This is a genomic window from Kineococcus sp. TRM81007 (genome assembly GCF_022669155.1).
Taxonomy (GTDB): Bacteria; Actinomycetota; Actinomycetes; order Actinomycetales; family Kineococcaceae; genus Kineococcus.
This window is the reverse complement of record NZ_JALBVB010000044.1, coordinates 25,191-48,468: the sequence shown is the minus strand read 5'-3', so window position 1 is coordinate 48,468 and position 23,278 is coordinate 25,191. Positions and strand designations below refer to the sequence as shown.

Genomic DNA, 23,278 nt, shown 5'->3' with positions numbered 1-23,278 from the left:
GGTCGCCGTGGTGGGCCGGTGGGGGTGCTGGGCCGGCTCTCCGCCCGTTGCTCGGTGCACCGTGTCCGGAGCCCGCCACCCCGGCCGGAACCCTACGAAGCCCGCCGCCGGGGAGAACGCCCCGACCGCGAGCGGAGGTAGTCGTCGACGACGAACTGCCCGAGGCGCTCGGGGCTGGGGCTCAGGACGCGCCCGCCGTTGCGGCGGGCGACGGCCTCGACGAAGCGGCGCAGGCCGGGGTCCTCGCCGAGCATGAACAGGTTGATCGTGGCGCCGAAGCGGGTGAGCCGGTCCACCTCGGTGACGGTCGCGCGGATCGTCGCGCTGGTGGGGGGCCACTGGAACACCGCCTCGGGGGCGCCGCCGCTGTCGTCGAGGTGGGCGGTGGGTTCGCCGTCGGTGATGACGAGGACGACGGGTTCGGCGTCGGGGTGCCGGCGCAGGTGGCGGCGGGCGAGGCTCAGGGCGTGCTGGAGGTTCGTGCCCTGCACGAAGTCGGGCTCCACCTCGGCGAGCTCACCGAGGGTCATGGGGGCGGCGTGCAGGCCGAACCCGATGATCTGCAGGGCGTCGCCCGGGAACTTCGTGGAGACGAGGTGGCTGAGGGCGAGCGCGGTCTCCTTCATGGGGCCCCACCGGCCTTCGGCGGCCATGGAGAACGACAGGTCCACGCAGAGGGCGACGGCGGCGGAAGCGCGGCGCTCGGTCTCGACGACCTCGAAGTCCTCCCAGCTCAGGCGCACCGCGCCGCCGGGGGAGGGGCGGGTGCGGCGCAGGGCGTTGGAGACGGTTCGCACGACGTCGAGGGGCTGCTCGTCGCCGAACTCCCAGCGGCGGGTGGCGCCGGTGGGTTCGCCGCCGGCGCCGGCGCTGGTGTTCTCGTGGTCGCCGCGGCCGCCGCTGGTGACGCGGTTCAGCACGTCGCGCAGCGCGGTCTGCCCGAGGCGGCGCAGCGCCTTGGGGGAGAGGGTGAGCCCCTGCCCGGAGCGGGTGAGCCAGCCCTGCCGCTGAAGCTCCCGTTCGAGCTCCTTCAGGCGGCGCAGGTCGTCGGCGGCGCCGCGGCCGAGCTGGCGCTCGAGGGCGTCGACGTCGACGTCGTCGAGGGTGGCGCCGGGGTGCTCCTGGCCGAGCGAGTCGAGCAGGTCGTCGAGCTCGGAGATCTCCTGCAGGGCGTCGGCCGCCTCGCCGTAGCCGAGGGGTTCGCTGCCGCGTGCGCCGCGCACGCGTTCGCCGCTGGTGGAGTCGAGGTCGGGGCGCAGGGCGCGCAGGTTGTCGGAGAGCTGCGACATCTGCGCCTGGAGGTCCGGGTCGTCGCCGAACGCCTGCTGCACCAGCTGCGACAGCTCGTCGCGCTGCTGGGGGGACAGCGAGCGCATGAGGCGACCGGCGGCGGCGGCGCGACGGGCGAGCAGGTCGACCAGGCCGTCGAGGTCCTCCACGCCCTCCGCGTCCGCGCCGAGCGCCTCGCCGTGCTTCGACATGAACTCCTCGAAGCCGGCCTGCGTGTCCTCGCCGCGCGCCTTCCGGGCGAGCAGGTCGTTGAGGTCGGCGACCACGTCCTTCATCGCCTGCACCGCGGCCGGGTCGCCACCGGACAGGGCCTGCTTCATCCCCCGGAACTGCTGGCCGAGGACGTCGTCGCGCAGCCCGTCGAGGATCTGCCGGTACTGCTGCCGGGCCTGCTCGGACGCCCAGTCGTAGTCCTCCAGGTCGCGCACGGCCTGGGCGGTGGAGCGGGGCAGCGCGTCGAGGCGCGCTTCGGCGAATCGGGCGTCGTCGGCGCGGGGGTCGTCGCCGGTGCGGGCGGCGAGCTCCTCGCGCTCGGCGGCGAGGGCCTGGTCGAGCTGGGCGCGGGCCTTCGTCAGGGTGCCGTCGAGGTCGCCGCGGCGGGCGGCCTCGCGGCGCAGGCGGGCGGCGCGGGCGCGCAGGTCCTCCAGGCCGGAACGCCCGTCGGGGCCGTGGCGCAGCAGGTCGTGCAGCGCCTCGCGCAGCGAGCCCCCGTTCAGCACCTGCTGCCCGACGCGGTCGAGGGCGGCGCGCACGTCGTGGGGCGGGGCGAGGGGGTCGGGGCCGCCGGCCCACTCGCCGTAGCGGTAGCGCCCGCCGCGCCGTCGTGCCCAGGACCGGCCCCGCGCGTCGCTCATGCGGCGACGCTACGTCCGGTGCTGCTCCGGCGCCACGCCCCGCTTGCCGACGACCCCCGATTCACATGACAGCTTGTCTTTACAAAAAGGGGTCTTTCGGTGGCATGATGGCGCCGTCCGCCGACCCGTGACCGAGGAGGCTCCCTCGTGACCAGCACGACCGCCAGCTCCACCGCCGCCGCTGGCCAGGCCCCGTCGCCGCGCGGCGACCACCCGCTCGTCGAGCACTGGATCGGCGGCGCCGCGACGGCCGGCTCCGGCGAGAGGTTCGCCGACGTGTACGACCCCGCGACCGGTCGCGTGAGCGGGAACGTGGCGCTGGCCGCGCCCGAGGACGTGGAGGCCGCCGTGGCCGCCGCCCGCGCCGCGTTCCCGGCCTGGCGGGACACCTCGCTGGCCCGGCGCACCACCGTGCTGTTCAAGTTCCGCGAGCTGCTGGACGCCCGCAAGGGCGAGCTGGCCGAGATCATCACCGCCGAGCACGGCAAGGTCCTCTCCGACGCCCTGGGTGAGGTCTCGCGCGGCCAGGAGGTCGTGGAGCTGGCCTGCGGGATCAACCACCTGCTCAAGGGCGGGTTCACCGAGAACGCCTCGACGAAGGTCGACGTGTACTCCGTGCGCCAGCCCCTCGGCGTGGTCGGCATCATCTCCCCGTTCAACTTCCCGGCGATGGTGCCCATGTGGTTCTTCCCCGTCGCGATCGCGGCGGGCAACACCGTGGTGCTCAAGCCCAGCGAGAAGGACCCCTCGGCGGCGAACTTCATCGCGCAGCTGTGGAAGGACGCCGGGCTGCCGGACGGGGTGTTCAACGTCCTGCACGGCGACAAGGTCGCCGTGGACGGGCTGCTGACGCACCCCGACGTCGTCGCCGTCTCCTTCGTGGGCTCCACCCCGATCGCCCGCTACGTCTACGAGACCGGCACCGCCCACGGCAAGCGCGTGCAGGCCCTGGGCGGCGCGAAGAACCACATGCTGGTGCTGCCGGACGCGGACCTGGACCTGGCCGCCGACGCCGCCGTCAACGCCGGCTTCGGCTCCGCCGGTGAGCGCTGCATGGCCGTCTCCGCGCTGGTGGCCGTGGACTCGATCGCCGACGAGCTCATCGCCAAGATCGGCGAGCGCGTCGCCACGCTGCGCACCGGCGACGGCCGGCGCGGCTGCGACATGGGCCCGCTGGTCACGGGTGCGCACCGCGACAAGGTCACCGGTTACGTCGACGCGGGTGTGCGCGAGGGCGCCGAGCTCGTCATCGACGGCCGCGAGGTCGTCCCCGACGCGCAGGACGACGAAGCGGCTGCGGACGGTTTCTGGCTGGGCCCGACCCTCTTCGACAAGGTCTCCACGGACATGTCGATCTACACCGACGAGATCTTCGGGCCGGTCCTGTCCGTGCTGCGCGTGGCCGGCTACGACGACGGCATGGAGCTGATCAACGCCAACAGGTACGGCAACGGCGTGGCCATCTTCACCAACGACGGCGGTGCGGCCCGCAGGTTCCGCAACGAGGTGCAGGTCGGCATGGTCGGCGTCAACGTGCCGGTGCCGGTGCCGGTGGCGTACTACTCCTTCGGCGGCTGGAAGCAGTCCCTGTTCGGCGACACCCACGCCCACGGCGTCGAGGGTGTGCACTTCTTCACCCGCGGCAAGGTCGTCACCGAGCGCTGGCTGGACCCCTCCCACGGCGGCCTGAACCTCGGCTTCCCCCAGAACTCCTGAGCGCGCGGGCGGAGCCGGCCCGGTGCGGCACCGGGCCGGCTCCGTCGTCCCGGGACCGGTGCGCCCGTAGGATCGTGGTCCCCACCCAGGAGGTCCGCGTGTCCCTCGAGCAGCTGTCCAGCCTCGACCGCAGCACCCTGCGCGAGCGGGCGCTGGCCGTGCTGCGGTCGGCCATCACCTCCGGCCGCTACCGCCCGGGGGACCACCTGGGCGAGGTGGACCTCTCCCAGCAGCTGGGGATCAGCCGCGGCACCGTGCGCGAGGCGCTGCGCCACCTGGAGCAGGAGGGGCTGGTCGCTGCCGGGGTGCGCGGCATGCTGCGCGTGCGGGTGCTGTCCGTGCGCGAGGTCGGCGAGCTGTTCCGGGTGCGGGCCGCGCTGGAGGGCCAGGCGGTCGCGGAGATCGCCGCGCGGCCGGACCGCGACGCCGCCGTGGTGCTGCTGCGGGAGGCGCTGGACCGCATCGCCGCGGCGGGCGACTTCGAGGCCCGTCTGCGCGCGGACCTGGGGTTCCACCTGCAGCTGTGCGAGCTGTCGGGCAACTCGATGCTCGTGGAGAGCTGGCGCCACCTCGAGGGCCGCATGCAGGTCACCATCATGAGCCTGGACCCGGGGACCTGGGGGGCGATGACCTCCGAGGACCGCCACCTGCCCATCGTGGAGGCCCTGGCCCGCGGTGACGTGCAGACGGCGGTCGCGGTCGTGCGTGAGCACATGGCGGCCGCCGCCGAGCAGTACGCCGCCGCGCACGCCGCCTGAGCGAGCTGCCCGGTCGGTCTTCCGCCGCGGGGGCGGCCCGTTGACAAAACGCTGGAGCCGGGTCAGCATCGACACCTGCCGAGTGTTGACACTCGACAAACAGCCGCAGGAACGATCGATGGAGATCACCATGACGGAACGGCCCGTGCAGCCGGACGGAGCGCCCTTCGCCCCCGCGTCCTCGCGCCACCCGGTGGTGGGCACCCCCGCCCGCAAGCGGGTGGCGGTCGGCTCCTCCATCGGCGCCACCATCGAGACCTACGACTTCATCGGCTTCGGCACCGCGGCGGCGCTGTACTTCAACGACGCCTTCTTCCCCTCCGAGGACCCGCTGTCCGGCACGCTGCTGTCGTTCGCCACCCTCGGCATCGGGTTCGCGGTGCGCCCGCTGGGCGGCATCATCGGCGGCTACCTCGGTGACCGGATCGGCCGCAAGCCCGTCCTCGTCGCCTCGCTGCTGACGATGGGCATCGCCACCGTCTGCATCGGCCTGCTGCCCACCTACGCCCAGGTCGGCGTGTGGGCCGGCGTCCTGCTCACCCTCGTCCGCGTCGTGCAGGGGCTCGCCTTCGGGGCCGAGTGGGGCGGCGCGATCCTCATGACCTTCGAGCACGCCCCGTGGCGCAAGAAGGGCCTGTACACCGGGATCACCCAGGCCGGTTTCCCCCTGGGCCTGCTGCTGGCCAACGCCGCGTTCCTGCTCAGCGTGCCCCTCGGCGGCACGTGGGCCTGGCGCGTGCCGTTCCTGCTGAGCGCCGTGCTCATCGCCGTCGGCATCGTCATCCGCCTCAAGGTCGAGGAGTCCCCGGAGTTCACCGAGCTCAAGGAGGAGGGGGAGGTCGCGAAGAACCCCCTCAAGGACGTCCTGCGCGACGACTGGCGCAACATCGTGCGGGCCTTCTGCCTGCGCGTGGCCGAGACCGCCGGGTACGCCGTCTCCGTGACGTTCGTGCTGACGTACCTGCGCGAGGAGGAGCTGGCCGACCGCACGCTCACCCTGACGGCGCTCATGACGGCGGCCGCGCTGGGCATCGTCGCCACCACGGCGTGGGGCGCCCTCACCGACCGGGTCGGCCGCCGGCCCGTGTACCTGTTCGGCACCGTGCTCACCGTGCTGTGGGGCGTGCCGCTGTTCCTCACCCTCAACACCGGTGCCGCCGTGGCGATCGTGCTGGCGTTCGTCGTCAGCTACGCGGTCTGCCAGAACTGCCTCGCCGGCGTGCAGGGCGCGTGGTTCTCCGAGCTGTTCTCCGCGAAGACCCGCACCTCGGGGGCGTCGCTGGCCTACCAGCTGTCCGCCGTCGTCTCCGGTTTCACCCCCTTCATCGTGGTCTTCCTCTACGACGCCACCGGCTGGGTCGGTCCCGCGCTGCTGTTCAGCGCCTACGGCCTGTGCGGGCTCGTGGCCGCCGTCGTCACCCGCGAGACGTGGGGCCCGGCGCAGCGCGCCGAGGTCGCCCGGATCGAGGCGGCCGCCGGCACCGGTTCGCGGTCCCACTCGGTCGGCTCCGTCGGCTGAGCCGCCCACCACGTCCCCCCACCCCCACACAGGAGGATTCCCGTGACCACCGTGCACGCGGCGCCGCCGCGCAGCGCCGAGGACCGCGCCACCCGGGTGGCGCGCCTGGAGGAGGCGGCGCACCGCATCCGCCACCACGCCCTGCTGATGGGCGAGGTGCAGGGGCAGGGCTACATCGGCCAGGCCCTCGGCGTCGCCGACGTCCTCGCCGTCGCCTACCGCGACCAGCTGCGCCACCGGCCCCAGGAACCGGAGTGGCCCGGCCGCGACCGGTTCCTGCTGTCCATCGGGCACTACGCCATCGCCCTGTACGCCGCGCTGGCCGAGGCCGGCACCATCGGCGTCGACGAGCTGGAGACGTACGGCTCCGACGGCTCCCGCCTGCCGATGTCCGGCATGGCGTCGTACACCCCCGGCATGGAGATCTCCGGCGGCTCGCTCGGGCACGGCCTGGGCGTCGCCACCGGGATGGCGCTGGGCCTGCGGCTGCAGGGCAACCCCGCCCGGGTGTTCAACCTCCTCTCCGACGGGGAGCTGGACGAGGGTTCCACCTGGGAGGCGGCCATGTCCTGCGCCCACCACGGCCTCGACAACGTCACCGCGATCGTCGACGTCAACGCGCTGCAGGCCGACGGGCCCACCGCCGGGGTGCTGCGCACCGAGCCGGTCACCGACAAGTGGCGCGCCTTCGGCTGGCACGCCGTGCGCGTCGACGGCAACGACGTCGCCGCCCTGGTCGACGCCTTCGACGAGCTCGCCGCCCACCGGGGTGCGCCGAAGGTGCTGATCTGCGACACCCGCGTGGGTCACGGGGTGCCGATGCTCGCCTCGCGCGAGAAGGCCCACTTCATGCGCGTCGAGGAGCACGAGTGGGAGCAGGCCAGGACCCAGCTGGACGAAGGGAGGGCGTCGTGAGCGCCACCACCGAGAAGGTGCCCGCCCTGAAGACCTCGGCGATGATCGCCTCGTTCGCCGACCCCGGGCAGCGGACCACGAGTGCACCGTTCGGGCACGCCCTGGCCCGTCTGGCCGAGCAGCGCCCCGAGATCGTCGGGCTGTCCGCGGACCTCGCCAAGTACACCGACATGCACGTCTTCCGCGAGGCCCACCCCGAGCGGTTCTTCCAGATGGGCATGGCCGAGCAGACCATGCTCGGCGCCGCGGCCGGCATGGCCGAGGTCGGGCTGGTGCCGTTCGCCTCGACGTACTCCGTCTTCGCGACGCGGCGCGCCTACGACTTCCTCTGCCTGGACATCGCCGAGCCGAACCTCAACGTGAACGTGGTCGGCGCCCTGCCCGGTCTCACGACCGGGTACGGACCCAGCCACCAGGCCACCGAGGACCTGGCCATCCTGCGCGGCTGCCCGAACCTGACGATCGTCGACCCCTGCGACTCCGTCGACATCGAGCAGGCCGTCCCGCAGCTGGCCGACCACCCCGGCCCGACGTACCTGCGGTTGCTGCGCGGCAAGGTCCCCACGGTCCTCGACGAGTACGACTACCGGTTCCAGCTCGGCAAGGCCGCCGAGCTGCGCACCGGCCGCGACGTGGTCCTGATCTCCACCGGCCTGATGACGATGCGCGCGCTGCAGGCCGCGCAGCGGCTGGAGGCCGACCACGTCGACGTCGCGGTGCTGCACGTGCCGACCGTCAAGCCGCTGGACCGCGAGGCGGTGCTCGCCGCCGCGCGCACCGATCGCCTCGTGGTGACGCTGGAGAACCACACCGTCGTCGGCGGCCTGGCCGAGTCGGTCGCCTCCACCCTGGCGTTCGCGGGGGTCGGCACCAGGGTCGTGCCGATCGCGCTGCCCGACGAGTTCCTCGCCGCCGGCGCGCTCCCCACGCTGCACGACCGCTACGGGCTGTCCACGGACGCCGTCGTGCAGCGCGTGCGCGCCGAGCTCGGCGGGAACCCCCGCCCGGCCGTCCCGCCCGCCGTCCAGCCCACCGTCCCGCCCACCGCCTGAACGCCGAGAGCACCGGGAGATCACCGTGACCGTCTCCGACAAGACCGCCGTCGTCACCGGCGGCGGCTCCGTCCGCGGCATCGGGCGAGCCACCGCGCACGCCCTGGCCGCCGCGGGCTGGAACGTCGCCGTGCTGGACCTCGACGAGGTCAGCGCCGAGGACGCCGCCCACGAGGTCGGTGAGCGCCACGGCGTCCAGACCGCGGGCATCGCCTGCGACGTCACCGACGAGACCTCGGTCGACGACGCGCTCGGCGTGCTCGCCGCCGCCCTGCCGCCGGTCGGCGCGCTGGTCAACAACGCGGGCATCACCTCGCCCGTGCCGTTCCTGGAGGTCAGCGGCGACGAGTGGGACCGCGTGTTCGCGGTCAACGTGCGCGGCGCGTACAACGTCACGCGCCGCCTGGTCCCCGGGATGGCGGAACGGGGTTTCGGGCGGGTGGTCTTCCTGTCCTCGGTCTCGGCCGAGCGCGGGGGCGGCGTGTTCGGCGGGGTGGCGTACTCCGCGGCGAAGGCCGCCCAGCTGGGCTTCGCCCGCGCCCTGGCCCGCGAGGTCGGCCCGCGCGGCATCACGGTGAACTCGGTCGCCCCCGGCCTCGTCGACACCGACATCACCGCAGGGAAGCTCACCGGCGAGCGAGAGCAGCAGCTGCTGGCCGGCGTGCCGGTGGGGCGCAAGGGGCGCGTGCAGGACGTGGCCGACCTCATCACCTTCCTGTGCCGGGAGGAGACCTCCTACGTCACCGGGGCGACGTACGACGTCAACGGCGGTTCGCACATCCACTGAGCCGCCGGGGGTACCCGCACGGGCTCCCCGGCCCTAGGGTCTCCTCGAGCCCGGACCGACCGACGAAGGAGGCAGGCCGTGTTCCGCAAGGTGCTGGTGGCGAACCGGGGCGAGATCGCCGTCCGGGGGTTCCGGGCCGCGTACGAGCTGGGGGCGCGCACCGTCGCGGTCTACGCGTACGAGGACCGCACGTCGATCCACCGCTCCAAGGCGGACGAGGCGTACCTCATCGGTGAGCGCGGGCACCCGGTGCGCGCCTACCTGGACGTGGACGAGGTCGTCCGGGTGGCCCGCGAGTCGGGGGCGGACGCGGTCTACCCCGGTTACGGCTTCCTGTCGGAGAACCCGCGGCTGGCTCGGGCGTGCGCCGAGGCGGGCATCGCGTTCGTGGGGCCCCCGGCCCGGGTGCTGGAGCTGGCGGGCAACAAGGTGTCGGCGGTGGCCGCCGCCCGCGCGGCGGGCATCGCGACCCTGGAGTCCTCCGCCCCCTCCGCCGACCGCGACGAGCTGATCGCGGCCGCGGAGGCCGTCGGGTTCCCGGTGTTCGTCAAGGCGGTGGCCGGCGGTGGTGGCCGCGGGATGCGCCTGGTGCGCACGGCGCCCGAGCTGCCTGACGCGCTGGCCGCGGCGATGCGCGAGGCCGACGGCGCGTTCGGCGACCCGACCGTGTTCCTGGAGCGCGCCGTGGAACGCCCGCGACACGTCGAGGTGCAGGTCCTCGCCGACGCGGCCGGCGAGGTGGTGCACCTGTTCGAGCGGGACTGCTCGCTGCAGCGCCGGCACCAGAAGGTCGTCGAGATCGCCCCGGCGCCGAACCTCGACGAGGACGTGCGCCGCGCCCTGCACGCCGACGCGGTGCGCTTCGCCCGGGAGATCGGGTACGTCAACGCCGGCACCGTGGAGTTCCTCGTCGCCACGGCGGGGGAGCGGGCCGGGGAGCACGCGTTCATCGAGATGAACCCGCGCATCCAGGTCGAGCACACGGTGACCGAGGAGGTCACCGACGTCGACCTGGTGCAGTCGCAGCTGCGCATCGCCTCGGGGGAGTCCCTGGTGGACCTGGGGCTGCACCAGGAGGCGCTGCGCGTCAACGGTGCGGCGCTGCAGTGCCGCATCACCACCGAGGACCCCGCGAACGGCTTCCGCCCCGACACGGGGCGGATCTCCGCGTACCGATCCGCGGGTGGCGCCGGGGTGCGCCTGGACGGCGGGACCGCCAACGCCGGTGCCGAGGTGTCCCCGCACTTCGACTCCATGCTCGTCAAGCTGACCTGCCGGGGCCGGGACTTCCCGACGGCCGTCGCCCGCGCGCGCCGGGCCCTGGCGGAGTTCCGCATCCGCGGCGTCGCGACGAACATCTCGTTCCTGCAGGCGGTGCTGGACCACCCCGACTTCACCGCCGGGCGGGTGGACACCTCGTTCATCGCCGAGCACCCCGAGCTGGCGGTCGCCCGCACCCCCGCCGACCGCGGGACGCGCCTGCTGACGCACCTGGCGGACGTCACGGTCAACACCCCGCACGGGGCGGCGCCGGTGAGCGTGCACCCGCGCCGGAAGCTGCCCGCCCTGGACCCCGAGCTCGCCGCGGCGGCGCCGCCGGCGGGGTCGAAGCAGCGTCTCGACGAGCTGGGCCCGGAGGGTTTCGCCGCCTGGCTGCGCGCCGAGAGCCGCGTCCACGTCACCGACACCACGTTCCGCGACGCCCACCAGTCCCTGCTGGCGACGCGGGTGCGCACCGCCGACCTGCTGGCGGTGGCGCCGACGGTCGCCCGGACGATGCCCGGGCTGCTGAGCCTGGAGTGCTGGGGCGGGGCCACCTACGACGTGGCGCTGCGCTTCCTGGGGGAGGACCCGTGGGCGCGCCTGGCAGCGCTGCGCGAGGCGGTGCCGAACGTGTGCCTGCAGATGCTGCTGCGCGGGCGCAACACGGTCGGCTACACGCCCTACCCGCTGGCCGTGACCGACGCGTTCGTCGCCGAGGCCGTCGCCACGGGCGTGGACGTCTTCCGGATCTTCGACGCCCTCAACGACGCCGGCCAGGTCGAGCCCGCGATCCGCGCGGTGCGCGAGGCCGGCGGCGCGGTGGCCGAGGCGGCGCTGTGCTACACCGGCGACCTCTCGAACCCGGCCGAGGACCTCTACACCCTCGACCACTACCTGGAGCTGGCCGAGCGGTTCGTGGCCGCCGGCGCCCACGTGCTGGCGATCAAGGACATGGCCGGGTTGCTCCGCCCGGCGGCGGCCCGGGAACTGGTCGGCGCGCTGCGCCGCGAGTTCGACCTGCCGGTGCACCTGCACACCCACGACACCGCCGGCGGGCAGCTGGCGACGCTGCTGGCGGCCGTGGACGCGGGAGTCGACGCCGTGGACGTGGCGGTGGCCTCGATGGCCGGCACCACGAGCCAGCCGTCGATGTCGGCGCTGGTCGCCGCCACGGAGCACACCGCGCGCGAGACGCCGCTGGACCTGCGCGCGGCGATGGACCTGGAGCCGTACTGGGAGGCGGTGCGCCGCGTGTACGCGCCGTTCGAGTCGGGGCTGGCCGGCCCCACCGGGCGCGTGTACGAGCACGAGATCCCCGGCGGGCAGCTGTCGAACCTGCGCCAGCAGGCGATCGCCCTGGGGCTGGGCGAGCGGTTCGAGGCGATCGAGACGGCGTACGCGGCCGTGGACCGCGTGCTGGGGCGGCTGGTGAAGGTCACGCCCAGCTCCAAGGTGGTCGGCGACCTCGCGCTGCAGCTGGTCGCCGCCGGTGTGGACACCCCCGAGGCGGTCGCGGCGTTCGCCGAGGACCCCTCGGGGGTGGACCTGCCGGACTCGGTGGTGGGTTTCCTCGCCGGGGAGCTGGGCACGCCGCCGGGCGGCTGGCCCGAGCCGTTCCGCTCGAAGGCGCTGGCCGGGCGCACCGCCCGCACGACGGCCGCGGAGGTGCCGGCGGAGGAGGTCGAGCACCTGGCCTCACCGGGGCCGCGGCGGCGCGAGGCGCTGAACCGGCTGCTGTTCCCGGCTCCCACGAAGGCGTTCACCGAGCACCGGGCCGCCTACGGCGACACCTCGGTGCTGGACACCCTCGACGCGCTGTACGGGCTGCGCCCGGGCGTGGAGCACATCGTGCACCTGGAGCAGGGCGTGCAGCTCATCGTCGTGCTGGAGGCGGTCTCGGACCCGGACGAGCGCGGGATGCGCACCGTGCTGGCCAGCCTCAACGGGCAGGTGCGCCCGGTGCAGGTGCGCGACCGCTCCGTGGACGTGCACACCCGCACCGCCGAGAAGGCCGACCCGGCCGACCCCACGCACCTGCCGGCGCCCTACGCCGGCACCGTCACCCTCGCCGTGGCGGTGGGCGAGGCCGTGGAGGCCGGGCAGGTGCTCGCCACCATCGAGGCGATGAAGATGGAGGCGGCCATCACCGCCCCGCGCGCCGGCACGGTCGTGCACGCGGCGGTCGACCCGGTGCAGTCCGTGGACGCCGGGGACCTGCTGCTGCGCCTGCAGCCCGCCTGACGCCTGCGCCGGTCCCGGGGTCAGCCCGCCGTGGCCCGGAACCGGCGCAGCCGCAGGCTGTTCGTCACCACGAACAGCGACGACAGCGCCATCGCCAGCCCCGCCAGCAGCGGGTTCAGCAGGCCCGCCACCGCCAGCGGGATCGCGGCGACGTTGTAGGCGAACGCCCAGAACAGGTTCGCCCGGATGGTGCGCAGCGTCGCGCGCGAGAGCCGCAGCGCGTCCACGGCCACCAGCAGGTCGTCGCGCACCAGGGTCAGGTCCGCGGCGCGCGCGGCCACGTCGGTGCCGGTGCCCATCGCCACGCCCAGGTCGGCGGCGGCCAGGGCGGGGGCGTCGTTGACGCCGTCCCCGACCACGGCGACCGTGCGGCCCTCGGCCTGCAGGCGGCGCACCACGTCCACCTTGCCCTCGGGCAGCACCTCGGCGATCACCTCGTCGATGCCGACGCGGGCCGCCACGGCGCGCGCGGCGCGGGTGTTGTCGCCGGTCAGCAGCACCGGGCGCAGGCCCAGCCCCCGCAGCCGGGCGACCGCCTCGGCGCTGGTGGGGCGCACGGTGTCGGAGACCACGAGCACCCCTCGGGCCGCGCCGTCCCAGCCGACGGCCACGGCGGTGCGGCCGGCCGCCTCGGCCTCGTCGCGGGCCGCGGCCAGGTCCGCCGGCAGCGGCTGCGCCCACTCCCGCTCCAGCCAGGACGCGCGGCCGGCGACGACGGCGCGGCCCTCGACCACACCGGACACGCCCAGGCCACCGGTGGAGGCGAAGGACTCCACCGCCGGCAGCCGCAGCCCCCGCGCGCGGGCGCCGGTGGCGACGGCCGCCGCGACCGGGTGCTCGGAGGCGTCCTCCAGCGCACCGGCCAGGCGCAGCAGCTCCGCCTCGTCGACGCCGGCGGCCGGGTGCGCCGAGGCCAGCGCCATCCGTCCGGTCGTGATCGTGCCGGTCTTGTCCAGGACGACGGTGTCCACCCGGCGGGTGGACTCCAGCGCCTCGGGGCCCTTGACGAACACGCCGAGCTGGGCGCCGCGGCCGGTGCCCACGAGCAGCGCCGTGGGGGTGGCCAGGCCCAGCGCGCACGGGCAGGCGATGACGAGCACCGCGACGGCCGCGGTGAACGCGGCTTCGGCGCCGTGCCCGGTGAGCAGCCAGCCGGCGAGCGTGGCCAGCGAGATCAGCAGCACCACCGGGACGAACACCCCGGAGACGCGGTCGGCCAGGCGCTGCACCGCCGCCTTGCCGGACTGGGCGTCCTCCACCATGCGCGCCATCTGCGCCAGGCGGGTTCCCGCACCGACGGAGGTGGCGCGCACCACCAGGCGCCCGCCCGCGTTGACGGTGGCGCCGGTGACGGCGTCGCCGACGCCGACCTCCACGGGCACCGGCTCACCGGTCAGCAGGGCGGTGTCCACCGCACCGGAGCCCTCGACGACCACGCCGTCGGTGGCGATCTTCTCGCCCGGCCGCACGACGAACTCGTCGCCGACGGCCAGGGCGTCCACGCCCACGCGCTCCTCGCGCCCGTCCCGCAGCACGGCCACGTCCTTCGCGCCCAGGTCCAGCAGGGCGCGCAGGGCCTCGCCGGAGCGGCGCTTGGCGCGCGCCTCCAGGTAGCGGCCGGTGAGCAGGAAGACGGTCACCGCGGCGGCGACCTCCAGGTACAGCTCCTCCGCGCCGCCGCGGGCGGGCAGCAGCGAGAACTCCATCCGCATGCCCGGCATCCCGGCGTCGCCGAGGAACAGCGCGTACAGCGACCAGCCGAACGCGGCGAGCACGCCCAGGCTGACGAGGGTGTCCATGGTGGCCGCGCCGTGGCGGGCGTTGGTGAACGCCGCCCGGTGGAACGGCCAGGCGCCCCACACCGCGACGGGCGCGGCCAGGGTCAGCGCCAGCCACTGCCAGTTCGTGAACTGCAGGACCGGCACCATCGACAGCAGCAGCACGGGGACGGTGAGCGCCGTCGAGACGAGCACGCGGTGGCGCAGCTCGGCGGTGCGGGCCTGCGCCGCGTCGCGCTCGCCACCGGCCGCCGGGGCGGCCGCGGAGCCACCGGGAGCGGGCCGGGCCGGCTCGGGGGCCGGCGGCAGCGCAGCGGTGTACCCGGTGGCCTCGACGACGGCGATGGCGTCGGCGACGTCGGTGCCCTCGGGCAGCGCCACGCGGGCCTTCTCGGTGGCGTAGTTGACGCTGGCCTCCACGCCCGGCATCCGGTTGAGCTTCTTCTCCACCCGTGCCGCGCACGAGGCGCACGTCATGCCGCCGATCTCCAGCTCGACCGTGCGCAGCGCGACGGGCGAGCCCGTGGAGGTGGGGGGCTCGCCGCTCACGGTCGCCTCCCGGCGAGCTCGTAGCCGGCCTCGTCCACGGCGGCGGCCACGGCCGCCTCGTCGAGCGGGGCCTGCGACGTCACGGTCACCGTGGAGGCGCCGCCGGTCACGAGCTCGACGTCCACGGAGGCGACGCCCTCGATCGCGCCGACCTCGGTGCGCACGGCGTTCACGCAGTGCTGGCACGTCATGCCGGTGACCTCGTAGGACTGCTGGTTCACGGTTCCTCCTGGTGTCGCGGGTTCTGCTGGGCGGATCGGTCGGTCAGGACCGCACGAGGCGGGCGATGGCGTCGGAGGCCTCCTTGACCTTCGCGTCGGCGGCCGGACCGCCCTCGCGGGCGGCGTCGACGACGCAGTGGGCCAGGTGGTCGTCCAGGAGCTGCAGCGCCACGGCCTGCAGGGCCTTGGTGGCCGCGGACACCTGCGTCAGCACGTCGATGCAGTAGGTGTCCTCCTCGACCATGCGGTGCAGGCCGCGGACCTGCCCCTCGATGCGGCGCAGGCGCTTGAGCACCTGCTCCTTGTCGTCGTCGTAGCCGACCACGGCCACCTCCTCCGTCGCTCACCTCGTACCCCTGGGGGGTACCTGGAGAACAGGGTGGCACGCGGGTCTGTTCCCGTCGAGGCGGGGGAGACGTCCACCGTCACGAGCCACGGCAGGTCGGTGGCCACCCTCGCTCCCGTCCAGCCGCCCTCGAGCACGGGTCCGCGCACCTCCGTGCCCGCCGACGAGGTCGCCGGAGCCCTGCCCCACCTCGGTCCCGGCCTGGCCGAGGAGCTGCGCCTGGCCGAGGAGCTGCGCCGGGACCTGGACGGCTTCGACCTGGAGGACGACGACTCCTTCGGGCGTCACGGGGAGGCGCGCCCGCAGCACGACGAGAGGCCCCGCCCGGTGGTCCGGGCGGGGCCTCTCGTCGTGCTGCGGGGTCGCTCGTCGCGCGTCAGACGGCGCTGGGGTCCCAGCCGTCGGTGCCGGCGAGGTAGGCGCGGGCGGTGTACCGCTCGGCCTCCTCGTCGCTCAGCTGCGGCCGCGTCGACGGATCGACGATCGCCGCCCCGGCGCCGGTGTTGCGGTACTCGCTGAAGCGGGCGTCGGCCCACGGCGTGGTCGCGTCCCAGTCCCGCCACGGGCTGGTCCGGATCGCCGCGCCGATCTCCGTGTCGCGGACCACGACCTGCGCCGAGGTGCTGGGGTCCGCCGGGTAGGGGCGGCCCAGGTACATGCTGTCCGCCGCGCCGTCGGTGAGGATGCGGCTACCGGTGATGAGGAACCCGTGCTCGAAGTCCCCGGTGATCGACGAGTCCGTGAGCACGTCGCCCGGGCGGTCCAGCAGGTGGAAGGTGCTGTCGGCGAAGACGGCCGTCCCGCGACCGATCAGCGCGTCGGCGCCACCCTCGACGAACACCCGGTGGAAGTACGCCCTGGCCTGCGTGGTCGTGCTCGGGCTGTTGATCTTCAGCACCTGCTTGTCGCCGAGGAAGCGCACGTCCTCGAAGACGTTGCGGTCCCCCTGCGTCTGCAGCGCGGTGGCCGTGGCGCCGGGACCCGCGGTGTTGGCAACGGTGAGGTTCCTGAGCGTCCACCCCTTGCCGGAGAGCGTCAGCGTCGCCCCCGCGCTCGACGAGGTGATCACCGTGTCCTGCGCGCCGGTGCCGGCGCCCACGACCGTCACGCCGTACCTGTTCCCGCTGACGACCGTGCCGTCGTACGTGCCCGGCTGGACGAGCACGACCCGTCCGCCCTGGGTGGTGAAGTCGGCGTCGTCCTTCAGCGAGTCGATGCCCGCCTGCAGGGTGGTGGCGTCGCCGGAGCCGTCGGCGGCCACGACCACGTCGGCGTCCACGGGGGTGGCGCTGACGGCGTCGGAGACGGGCGAGGCGTTGCCGGAGCCGTCCACCGCCGCGACGGTGTACCGGTACGCGGTGCCCGCGGTCACGGTGGTGTCGGTGAACGTCACCCCCGTCACCCCCGTCGCCACCTGCACCGTCGCACCGCCACCGGTGGAGCGCTGCACGGTGTAGCCGGCCACGTCGGCGTCGGCCGGCGCGGTCCAGTCCAGCACGACGGTGCGTCCGCTCAACCGACTGCCCAGCGCGCTCGGCGCAGCCGGGGCGACGGTCTCGACCGGGGTGGTCGGGGTGACCGGCGCAGTGGTTCCGGGAGCCGCTTGACCGGTGGGGTTCCAGCCGTCGGAACCGGCCAGGTACGCCCACTTCGTGGCGGAGGCGGCCTGCTCGTCGGTCAGCTGCGGGCGGTCGTCGTTCACGGCCGCGCCGGCACCGGTGTTCCGGTGCTCGAAGAAGCGCCCGTCGGTCCACAGGTTCGGGCTCATGCCCGTCCACGGCGAGGACTTGACCGCCTCGGGCAGCGCGGTCTCCCGGATGGTCACCTGCCCGCGGGAGTCGGGGTACTCGACACCGTTCTTGGTGTAGTCGTCGGACCAGCCGCGCCACGGCCTGCCCAGGTGGAAGCTGTTCGCCGGGGCGTCGCTGGTGATGCGCGAGTCCGTGATGAGGAACCCGTAGGGGTTCGTGTCCGCAGTGCTGGCGGCGGTGATGTAGCCGTTGTTGGAGCTCGAGCCGCGGGAGAGGGCGTGGATGGTGGTGCGGTCGAACACGGCGGTGCCGCGGCCGAAGATGAAGTCGACATCACCCTCGACGTAGCTGTCCACGAAGTAGGAGCGGGCGACCTTCGTCGCGTCGGGGGAGTCGACCAGCAGGGTGTCCTGGTTGCCCAGCAGGTGGACGTTGTCGAAGACGAGCCGGTCGCCGGTGGTCTTCAACGCCACGGCCTGCTCGCCGTCGTAGGTGGACGCCGCCTCGTCGAAGGAGTTCTCGATGGTGAGGTCCCTGACGGTGACGTCGTTCCCCGAGACGAGCACCGACTGGCTCTTGCCGGTGCCGTAGGTGCCCGTGCCCCCCGGGATCGGCGTGCCGGCCGCGTTGTCGTAGGTCAGCACGACGTCGGTGGCCTTGCCGGTGGTCCCGATCAGCGTCACGCCGCTGCGAGAGATGGTGATCATCTCGCGGTAGACGCCGGGCTTGACGGCGATCACGGTCGGGTTCGCGGCCGTGCCCGCCGGCGCGGCGGCGATCGCGGCGGCCACGCTGGTGTACTGCCCCGTCCCGTCGGCCGCCACGAGCACGTCGTGGGCGGGCAGCGGGACGCCGATCGGGGTGGCGGTGACCGGCGTGGACGCCGGCGACTCGTTGCTGCTGCGGTCCACGGCCGTGACGACGTAGCGGTAGGTCGGGCCGTTGGCCGCGGTTCGGTCGGTGTAGGAGGTGCCCGTCACGCCGGTGGCGATCCGGTTCGCCGCGGTGAGCTCCACGACCTCGGAGGTGGAGCGGTACACCGCGTACCCCGCCAGGTCGGTCTCGGTGCCCGCCGTCCAGGTGAGGGTCACGGAGCTGTCGCTGGGTTCGGCGCCCAGGACGTCCACCGCGGCGGGCGCGGTGGTGTCGGCCGGAGCGGCCTCCCCGGTGGGGTTCCAGCCGTCGGCGCCGGCGAGGTAGGTGAACTTCGTGTGCTTCGCCGCGTCCAGGTCGCTCAGTTGCGGTCGGTCGGCGCTCACCGTCGCGCCCGCCCCGGTGTTGCGGTACTCGGCGAACCGGGCGCCCCGCCAGGAGAACGTCTTCGACATGTCCGTCCACGGGGAGGACTTGATCGCCGCCGGGAGCTCGGTGTCGCGGATCACGACCTGGGCCACCGCGTTCACGTCACCGCTGGGCTGCCACGGCCTGCCCAGGTGGAACGTGCCGTCGGGGGCGTCGCTGGTCACGGTGGAGTCGGTGATGAGGAAGCCGTGGGCCAGGCTGCTGTCGGTGCTGGCCGCCGTCAGGTAACCGTTGTTGCTGCTGCTGCCGCGGCTGGAGGCGTGCAGCGTGGAGCGGTCGAAGACGGCGGTGCCGCGGCCGAAGACGAAGTCGACGTCACCCTCCACGTAGGAGTTCACGAAGTACGAACGGGCCAGGGCGCCGGCACTCGGGGAGTCGGCGTACAGGGTGTCCTGGTCGCCCAGCAGGCGCACGTTGTCGAACACGAGCCGGTCACCGACGGTCTTCAGCGCCACCGCCTGCTCGCTGCCCGAGCCGGTCTCGACGTAGGAGTTCTCGATGGTGAGGTTCTTCGCCGTGACGTCGCTGCCCTTGACGGTCACCGTGGCGCTGCCGGTCGTGCCGTAGGTGCCGCTGCCGTCGGGCTTGGCGGTGCCCGCGGCGTTGTCGTAGCTGATGACGACGTCGGCGGCGTTCCCGGTGGTGCCCACCAGCGTGGTGTTCGAGCGGGTCAGCGTGAACGTCTCGCGGTAGGTGCCGGGCTCGATCGCGATGACGAACGGCGTGGTTCCGGCCGGTGCGGCAGCCAGGGCGGCGGTGACCGTCGTGAAGTCCCGGCTGCCGTCGGCCGCCACGGTGACGTCGGCGGCCACGACCGGGGCCGGGGCCGGGCGCAGCGCCTGCGCGGCAGCCGGGGCGGAGGTGTTCCCGGAGGTGTCGGTGGCGACCACGCGGTACGAGGACGTGACGCCCTCGGGTGCGGTGGTGTCGGTGAACGCCGGCTCGGTCAGCGGGGTGCCGGTCAGCTGCGTCCAGGAACCGTCGGCCGCGTCGGGGGTGCCGGAGCGGAACACCAGGTAGCCGGCGAGGTCCGGCTCGGTGCTCGCCGCCCAGGTGAGGACGTTGCCGGCCTCGGCGCCGGTGGCGCCCAGGCCGGTGGGAGCGGCCGGAGCGGTGACGTCCGGGCGCAGCGCGCCGACGCCGGCGCCGGGCTCGGAGAGGTTGCCGCTGAGGTCGCTCGCGCGCACCCGGTAGGTGTACGCGGTGCCCGGGACGGCCGTGGTGTCGGTGAACGCCGCGGTGGTCAGCGCCGTCGTGGTGAGGGTGTCGAACGTGGTGCTCGTGCCGGTGGCGCGCTGCACGACGTACCCGGCCAGATCGGGCTCGGTGCTCGCCGTCCAGGTCAGCGCGACGCCTTCCTCGCCGGCGGTGGCGGTGAGCCCCGCGGGGGCCGCCGGTGCGACGCGGTCGGTGCGCAGGACGCTCGCGGAGGCGGGCAGGGACTCGTTGCGACTGCGGTCCACGGCGGTGACCCGGTAGTGCGAGAACACGCCGGCGGGGGCGGTGGTGTCGGTGAACTTCGCCGAGGTGGTCGTGGCGACGAGCGTGAACTCGCCGTCGGCGGTGGCCGACCGGTACACGCGGTACTCGGCGAGGTCCTTCTCGCGGTTCTTCGACCAGCTCAGCGCGACGCCGCTGGTGGCGGTCTTCGCCTTCAGCGATCGAACCGCGGCGGGGGCGGCGGTGTCGGGCAGCGTCGCGGTGACCGCGGTGTGGGCGCCGGTGTTCCCGCTGAGGTCCACGGCGGCGACCCGGTACGTGTACGAGGTGCCGGCGACGGCGGTGGTGTCGGTGAACGTCGAGGCGGTGAGCGTCTTCGTCAGGGTCTTGAAGGACCCGCTGGTCCCGGTGGCGCGCTGCACGACCCAGGCGGCGACGTCGGGCTCGGCGCCGTCGGCCCAGTCCAGGACGACGGTCGCGGCGTCCAGGTCGGGCGTGGCGACCAGGGCGGTGGGGGCGGTCGGGGCGGTGCGGTCCCGGCGCAACCCGGTGACGGTGGCGGCGGGGGACTCGTTGCCGCTGACGTCGACGGCGGTCACCCGGTAGTGCGAGAACACCCCCGCGGGGGCGCTGGTGTCGGTGAACTTCGCCGAGGCCGGGGTCCCGACGAGCGTGAACTCGCCGTCGGCGGTGGCGGCGCGGTAGACGCGGTACCCGGCCAGGTCCTTCTCGGAGCCCTTCGACCAGCTCAGCGACACCCCGCGGGTGGAACCCTTCGCCTTCGCCGAGCGCACCGCCGCGGGCGCGACGTCGTCCGGCAGCACGGTGGTGGTGGAGGCGGTCCGCGAGTCGTTGCCGCTGAGGTCCACGGCCGCCACGCGGTACGTGTACCTGGTGCCGGGGACGGCGCTCGCGTCCTTCCACGCCGAAGCGGTGACGGGCGTGCCGGTGAGGGTCTTGAAGGACCGGCTGGTGCCGGTGGCGCGGGAGACGACGTACCCGGCGAGGTCGGTGTCGGCCGAGTCCGCCCAGTCCAGCGCGATGCCGTCGGCGCCGGCGGTCGCGACGAGGCCGGTGGGGGTGCCGGGGGCGGTCCTGTCGCGGCGCAGCGCGGAGGTGCTCGCGGGAGCGGACTCGTTGCCGGCACGGTCCACGGCGGTGACCCGGTAGTGCGAGGACACCCCGGCGGGGGCGGTCCTGTCGGTGAACTTCGCCGACCCGGTGGTGGCGAGGAGCTCGAACTCGCCGTCGGCGGTGGTGGCGCGGTAGACGCGGTACCCGGCGAGGTCCTTCTCGGAACCCTTCGACCAGCTCAGCGCGATCCTGGTGGTGGAGGCCTTCGCCTTCAGCGAGCGCACGGCGGCGGGGGCGGTGGTGTCCGCGGCCGGGGTGCCGGTCCCCGTGGCGGGCGCCGGTGCGGGGGTCGGGGCGTTCCCGGTGCCGCCACCGGTGCCGGTGCCGCCACCGGTGCCGGTGCCGTTGTCGGTGCCGCCCGTGGCGTCCCCGGGGGCGGGGGAGGGCGTCTGCGCGGTGACCGGGGTCCAGGTCCCGGACGTGACGGCGTCGCTCACCCCCCGCTCGGTGCGCTCCACCCGCACGGGCGCGGCGGCAGCGGCGGGGCCCGCCAGCCCGGCGGCCAGCGCCAGGGCGACGAACGGCGGGACCGCGCGGAACGCGCACGCGCGGGCGGTGAAGGCACGGGGGGTGCCGGTGGGGCTGCTCATCGTGGGATCTCTCTCTGCGCGCACCGTGGGGCGGCGCACGGCCGCCCGGTCGGAGCACCCGGGAAACGCTGCCCTCAGTGACAGCCGGGTGACAGGGAGAGGTTGAGATCTGAACGGTGCACTGAGCAAACTGCCTGCACCCGATCGGGTACACCGAGTACCTCACCGGGGGGAACGTCGTCGCGCACCGTGACGTCTGTTGACCCAGCGGGGCCGGGCGGGTGCGTCAGCTGCCGTAGACGGTGCGCCCGTCCTCCAGCACCACCTTGTCCAGCCGACGCGTCAGGTGCAGGGCCTCCAGCACGAACTCCACGCCCGACGCGGCCCGCTGCGGTGTCGGCTCGTCACCCAGCCCCAGGCGGTCCAGCACCTGCGCCAGCCCAGGCACCGTCCCCACCTGCTCCAGCAGCCGCTCCGCCGGCACCAGGTCGCCCGTCTCGACGGTGCGGCCGTCGGTGACCAGCGCGCTGAACCCCGACAGCTCCGCACCCCCCAGCCGCGCCCGGTACGTCTCCGCCACCGAGGTGCGCAGCAGGTGCTCCAGCACCTCCGCCTCGCGGCCCTCCTCGCCCTGCTCGAACTCCACCTTGCCGCCCAGCACGCTCACGACCGTGTGCAGGTCGCCCACCCGCGCCACCGGCTCGCCGTCCTCACCGGCGAGCGCGGCGCGCCGCAGCGCCGCCGCCGCGACCGTCTCGGCCGCCGCGATGGAGAAGCGCGCCGAGACCCCCGACGCCGGGTCCACCGCCGGGGACTCGCGCACCGCCCGCGTGAAGCGGGCCAGCACCTCCAGCAGGTGGTCGGGCACCTCCGCGACCGTCTGCGCCTCCTGGCGCACCAGGTCCACCTCCAGCTCCACCTCGAGCGGGTAGTGGGTGCGCACCTCCGCGCCGAAGCGGTCCTTCAGCGGCGTGATGATGCGCCCGCGGTTGGTGTAGTCCTCCGGGTTCGCGCTCGCCACCAGCAGCAGGTCCAGCGGCAGGCGCAGCTGGTAGCCGCGCACCTGGATGTCGCGCTCCTCCAGCACGTTCAGCAGCGACACCTGGATGCGCTCGGCCAGGTCCGGCAGCTCGTTGATCGCGAAGATGCCGCGGTTGGTGCGCGGCACCAGGCCGAAGTGGATGGTCTCCGGGTCGCCCAGCGCCCGGCCCTCGGCCACCTTCACCGGGTCCACGTCGCCGATGAGGTCCCCCACCGAGGTGTCCGGGGTGGCGAGCTTCTCGCCGTAGCGCAGCGAGCGGTGCAGCCACGCCACCGGCAGGTCCTCGCCCTCCTCGCGCACCCGCCGGCGCGAGGCCGGCGTCAGCGGTGCGTAGGGGTGCTCGTTCAGCTCGCTGCCGTCGATCACGGGCGTCCACTCGTCCAGCAGACCCACCAGCGAGCGCAGCAGGCGCGTCTTGCCCTGCCCGCGCTCACCCAGCAGCACCACGTCGTGCCCGGCCAGGAGCGCCCGCTCCAGCTCCGGGGCGACGGTGTCCTCGTAGCCGAGCACACCGGGGAAGCGGTCCTCGCCGGCGCGCATCCGGGCCAGCAGGTTGCGGCGCAGCTCCTGCTTGACGCCGACGTGCTCGTGGCCGGCGGCACGCAGCTCGCCGAGCGTGCGCGGCAGGTGCGCGGGGGGTTCGAGGGGGAGGGTGGCGGCCGTCGCGGTGGAGTCCCGGTTGCTCACCCGCCGAACCTACGTCCGTTCCGTCGCGCCCACACCCCCTCCCGCGCTCCCGGTGCGGCGCCCGTGCGCCCCGGTGCGCGCGCACCCCGCCCGCTCGGCGCGC

Annotated in this window: 13 protein-coding genes; 7 read left to right on the top strand and 6 right to left on the bottom strand. The window is 74.4% G+C overall.

The window, feature by feature from the left end; all coding sequences use genetic code 11:
- Positions 1-92: 92 nt before the first annotated feature.
- Positions 93-2,144 carry a VWA domain-containing protein gene (locus MN205_RS07745; RefSeq protein ID WP_242125947.1) on the bottom strand — a complete coding sequence of 684 codons (2,052 nt, stop codon included), beginning with the start codon at positions 2,142-2,144 and terminating at the stop codon, positions 93-95.
- Between the two features lie 231 nt (positions 2,145-2,375).
- On the opposite strand from MN205_RS07745, the gene MN205_RS07740 reads away from it, so the two are divergent.
- The 7 genes from MN205_RS07740 (at position 2,376) to MN205_RS07710 (ending at position 12,395) form a co-directional block, all read left to right on the top strand.
- Entirely contained in the window at positions 2,376-3,860 is a 1,485-nt protein-coding gene (locus MN205_RS07740; RefSeq protein ID WP_374115887.1) for a CoA-acylating methylmalonate-semialdehyde dehydrogenase, read from the top strand.
- 98 nt (positions 3,861-3,958) lie between these two features.
- The gene (locus MN205_RS07735; RefSeq protein WP_242125943.1) at positions 3,959-4,618 is read left to right on the top strand and encodes a GntR family transcriptional regulator; all 660 of its coding nucleotides are present in this window, start codon (positions 3,959-3,961) and stop codon (positions 4,616-4,618) included.
- A 130-nt stretch (positions 4,619-4,748) separates the two neighbouring features.
- Complete coding sequence (locus MN205_RS07730) at positions 4,749-6,137, top strand: MFS transporter (RefSeq protein WP_374115886.1); 1,389 nt, start codon at positions 4,749-4,751, stop codon at positions 6,135-6,137.
- A gap of 147 nt (positions 6,138-6,284) precedes the next feature.
- The gene (locus MN205_RS07725; RefSeq protein WP_374115885.1) at positions 6,285-7,052 is read left to right on the top strand and encodes a transketolase; all 768 of its coding nucleotides are present in this window, start codon (positions 6,285-6,287) and stop codon (positions 7,050-7,052) included.
- Positions 7,053-7,093: 41 nt separating this feature from the next.
- The gene (locus MN205_RS07720; protein ID WP_255818422.1) at positions 7,094-8,104 is read left to right on the top strand and encodes a transketolase family protein; all 1,011 of its coding nucleotides are present in this window, start codon (positions 7,094-7,096) and stop codon (positions 8,102-8,104) included.
- A gap of 25 nt (positions 8,105-8,129) precedes the next feature.
- Entirely contained in the window at positions 8,130-8,891 is a 762-nt protein-coding gene (locus MN205_RS07715; protein ID WP_242125934.1) for an SDR family NAD(P)-dependent oxidoreductase, read from the top strand.
- Positions 8,892-8,969: 78 nt separating this feature from the next.
- A complete protein-coding gene (locus MN205_RS07710; RefSeq protein WP_242125932.1) occupies positions 8,970-12,395 on the top strand; it encodes a pyruvate carboxylase in 3,426 nt (1,141 codons plus the stop codon).
- Between the two features lie 20 nt (positions 12,396-12,415).
- Here the strand turns inward: MN205_RS07710 and MN205_RS07705 are convergent, their stop codons facing one another.
- The 5 genes from MN205_RS07705 to MN205_RS07685 all read right to left on the bottom strand — a co-directional run bounded on the left by MN205_RS07705 (position 12,416) and on the right by MN205_RS07685 (position 23,175).
- Positions 12,416-14,722 carry a cation-translocating P-type ATPase gene (locus MN205_RS07705; protein ID WP_242125930.1) on the bottom strand — a complete coding sequence of 769 codons (2,307 nt, stop codon included), beginning with the start codon at positions 14,720-14,722 and terminating at the stop codon, positions 12,416-12,418.
- Entirely contained in the window at positions 14,719-14,913 is a 195-nt protein-coding gene (locus MN205_RS07700; protein ID WP_242126257.1) for a cation transporter, read from the bottom strand. The genes MN205_RS07705 and MN205_RS07700 overlap by 4 nt, the downstream gene beginning before the upstream one ends.
- A 73-nt stretch (positions 14,914-14,986) precedes the next feature.
- Positions 14,987-15,268 carry a metal-sensitive transcriptional regulator gene (locus MN205_RS07695; RefSeq protein WP_242125929.1) on the bottom strand — a complete coding sequence of 94 codons (282 nt, stop codon included), beginning with the start codon at positions 15,266-15,268 and terminating at the stop codon, positions 14,987-14,989.
- Between the two features lie 397 nt (positions 15,269-15,665).
- On the bottom strand, positions 15,666-21,506 hold the full coding sequence (locus MN205_RS07690) for a pectinesterase family protein (RefSeq protein WP_242125927.1): 5,841 nt from the start codon (positions 21,504-21,506) through the stop codon (positions 15,666-15,668).
- A gap of 226 nt (positions 21,507-21,732) precedes the next feature.
- The gene (locus tag MN205_RS07685; protein ID WP_242125925.1) at positions 21,733-23,175 is read right to left on the bottom strand and encodes a sigma 54-interacting transcriptional regulator; all 1,443 of its coding nucleotides are present in this window, start codon (positions 23,173-23,175) and stop codon (positions 21,733-21,735) included.
- Positions 23,176-23,278: the final 103 nt, after the last annotated feature.

Excerpts from the sequence above, each read along its gene's own strand:
- MN205_RS07745 (WP_242125947.1), bottom strand. The coding sequence starts at position 2,144 with ATGAGCGACGCGCGGGGCCGGTCCTGGGCACGACGGCGCGGCGGGCGC.
- MN205_RS07730 (WP_374115886.1), top strand. The coding sequence starts at position 4,749 with ATGACGGAACGGCCCGTGCAGCCGGACGGAGCGCCCTTCGCCCCCGCG.
- MN205_RS07725 (WP_374115885.1), top strand. The coding sequence starts at position 6,285 with ATGGGCGAGGTGCAGGGGCAGGGCTACATCGGCCAGGCCCTCGGCGTC.
- MN205_RS07720 (WP_255818422.1), top strand. The coding sequence starts at position 7,094 with ATGATCGCCTCGTTCGCCGACCCCGGGCAGCGGACCACGAGTGCACCG.
- MN205_RS07700 (WP_242126257.1), bottom strand. The coding sequence starts at position 14,913 with ATGACGTGCCAGCACTGCGTGAACGCCGTGCGCACCGAGGTCGGCGCG.
- MN205_RS07690 (WP_242125927.1), bottom strand. The coding sequence starts at position 21,506 with ATGAGCAGCCCCACCGGCACCCCCCGTGCCTTCACCGCCCGCGCGTGC.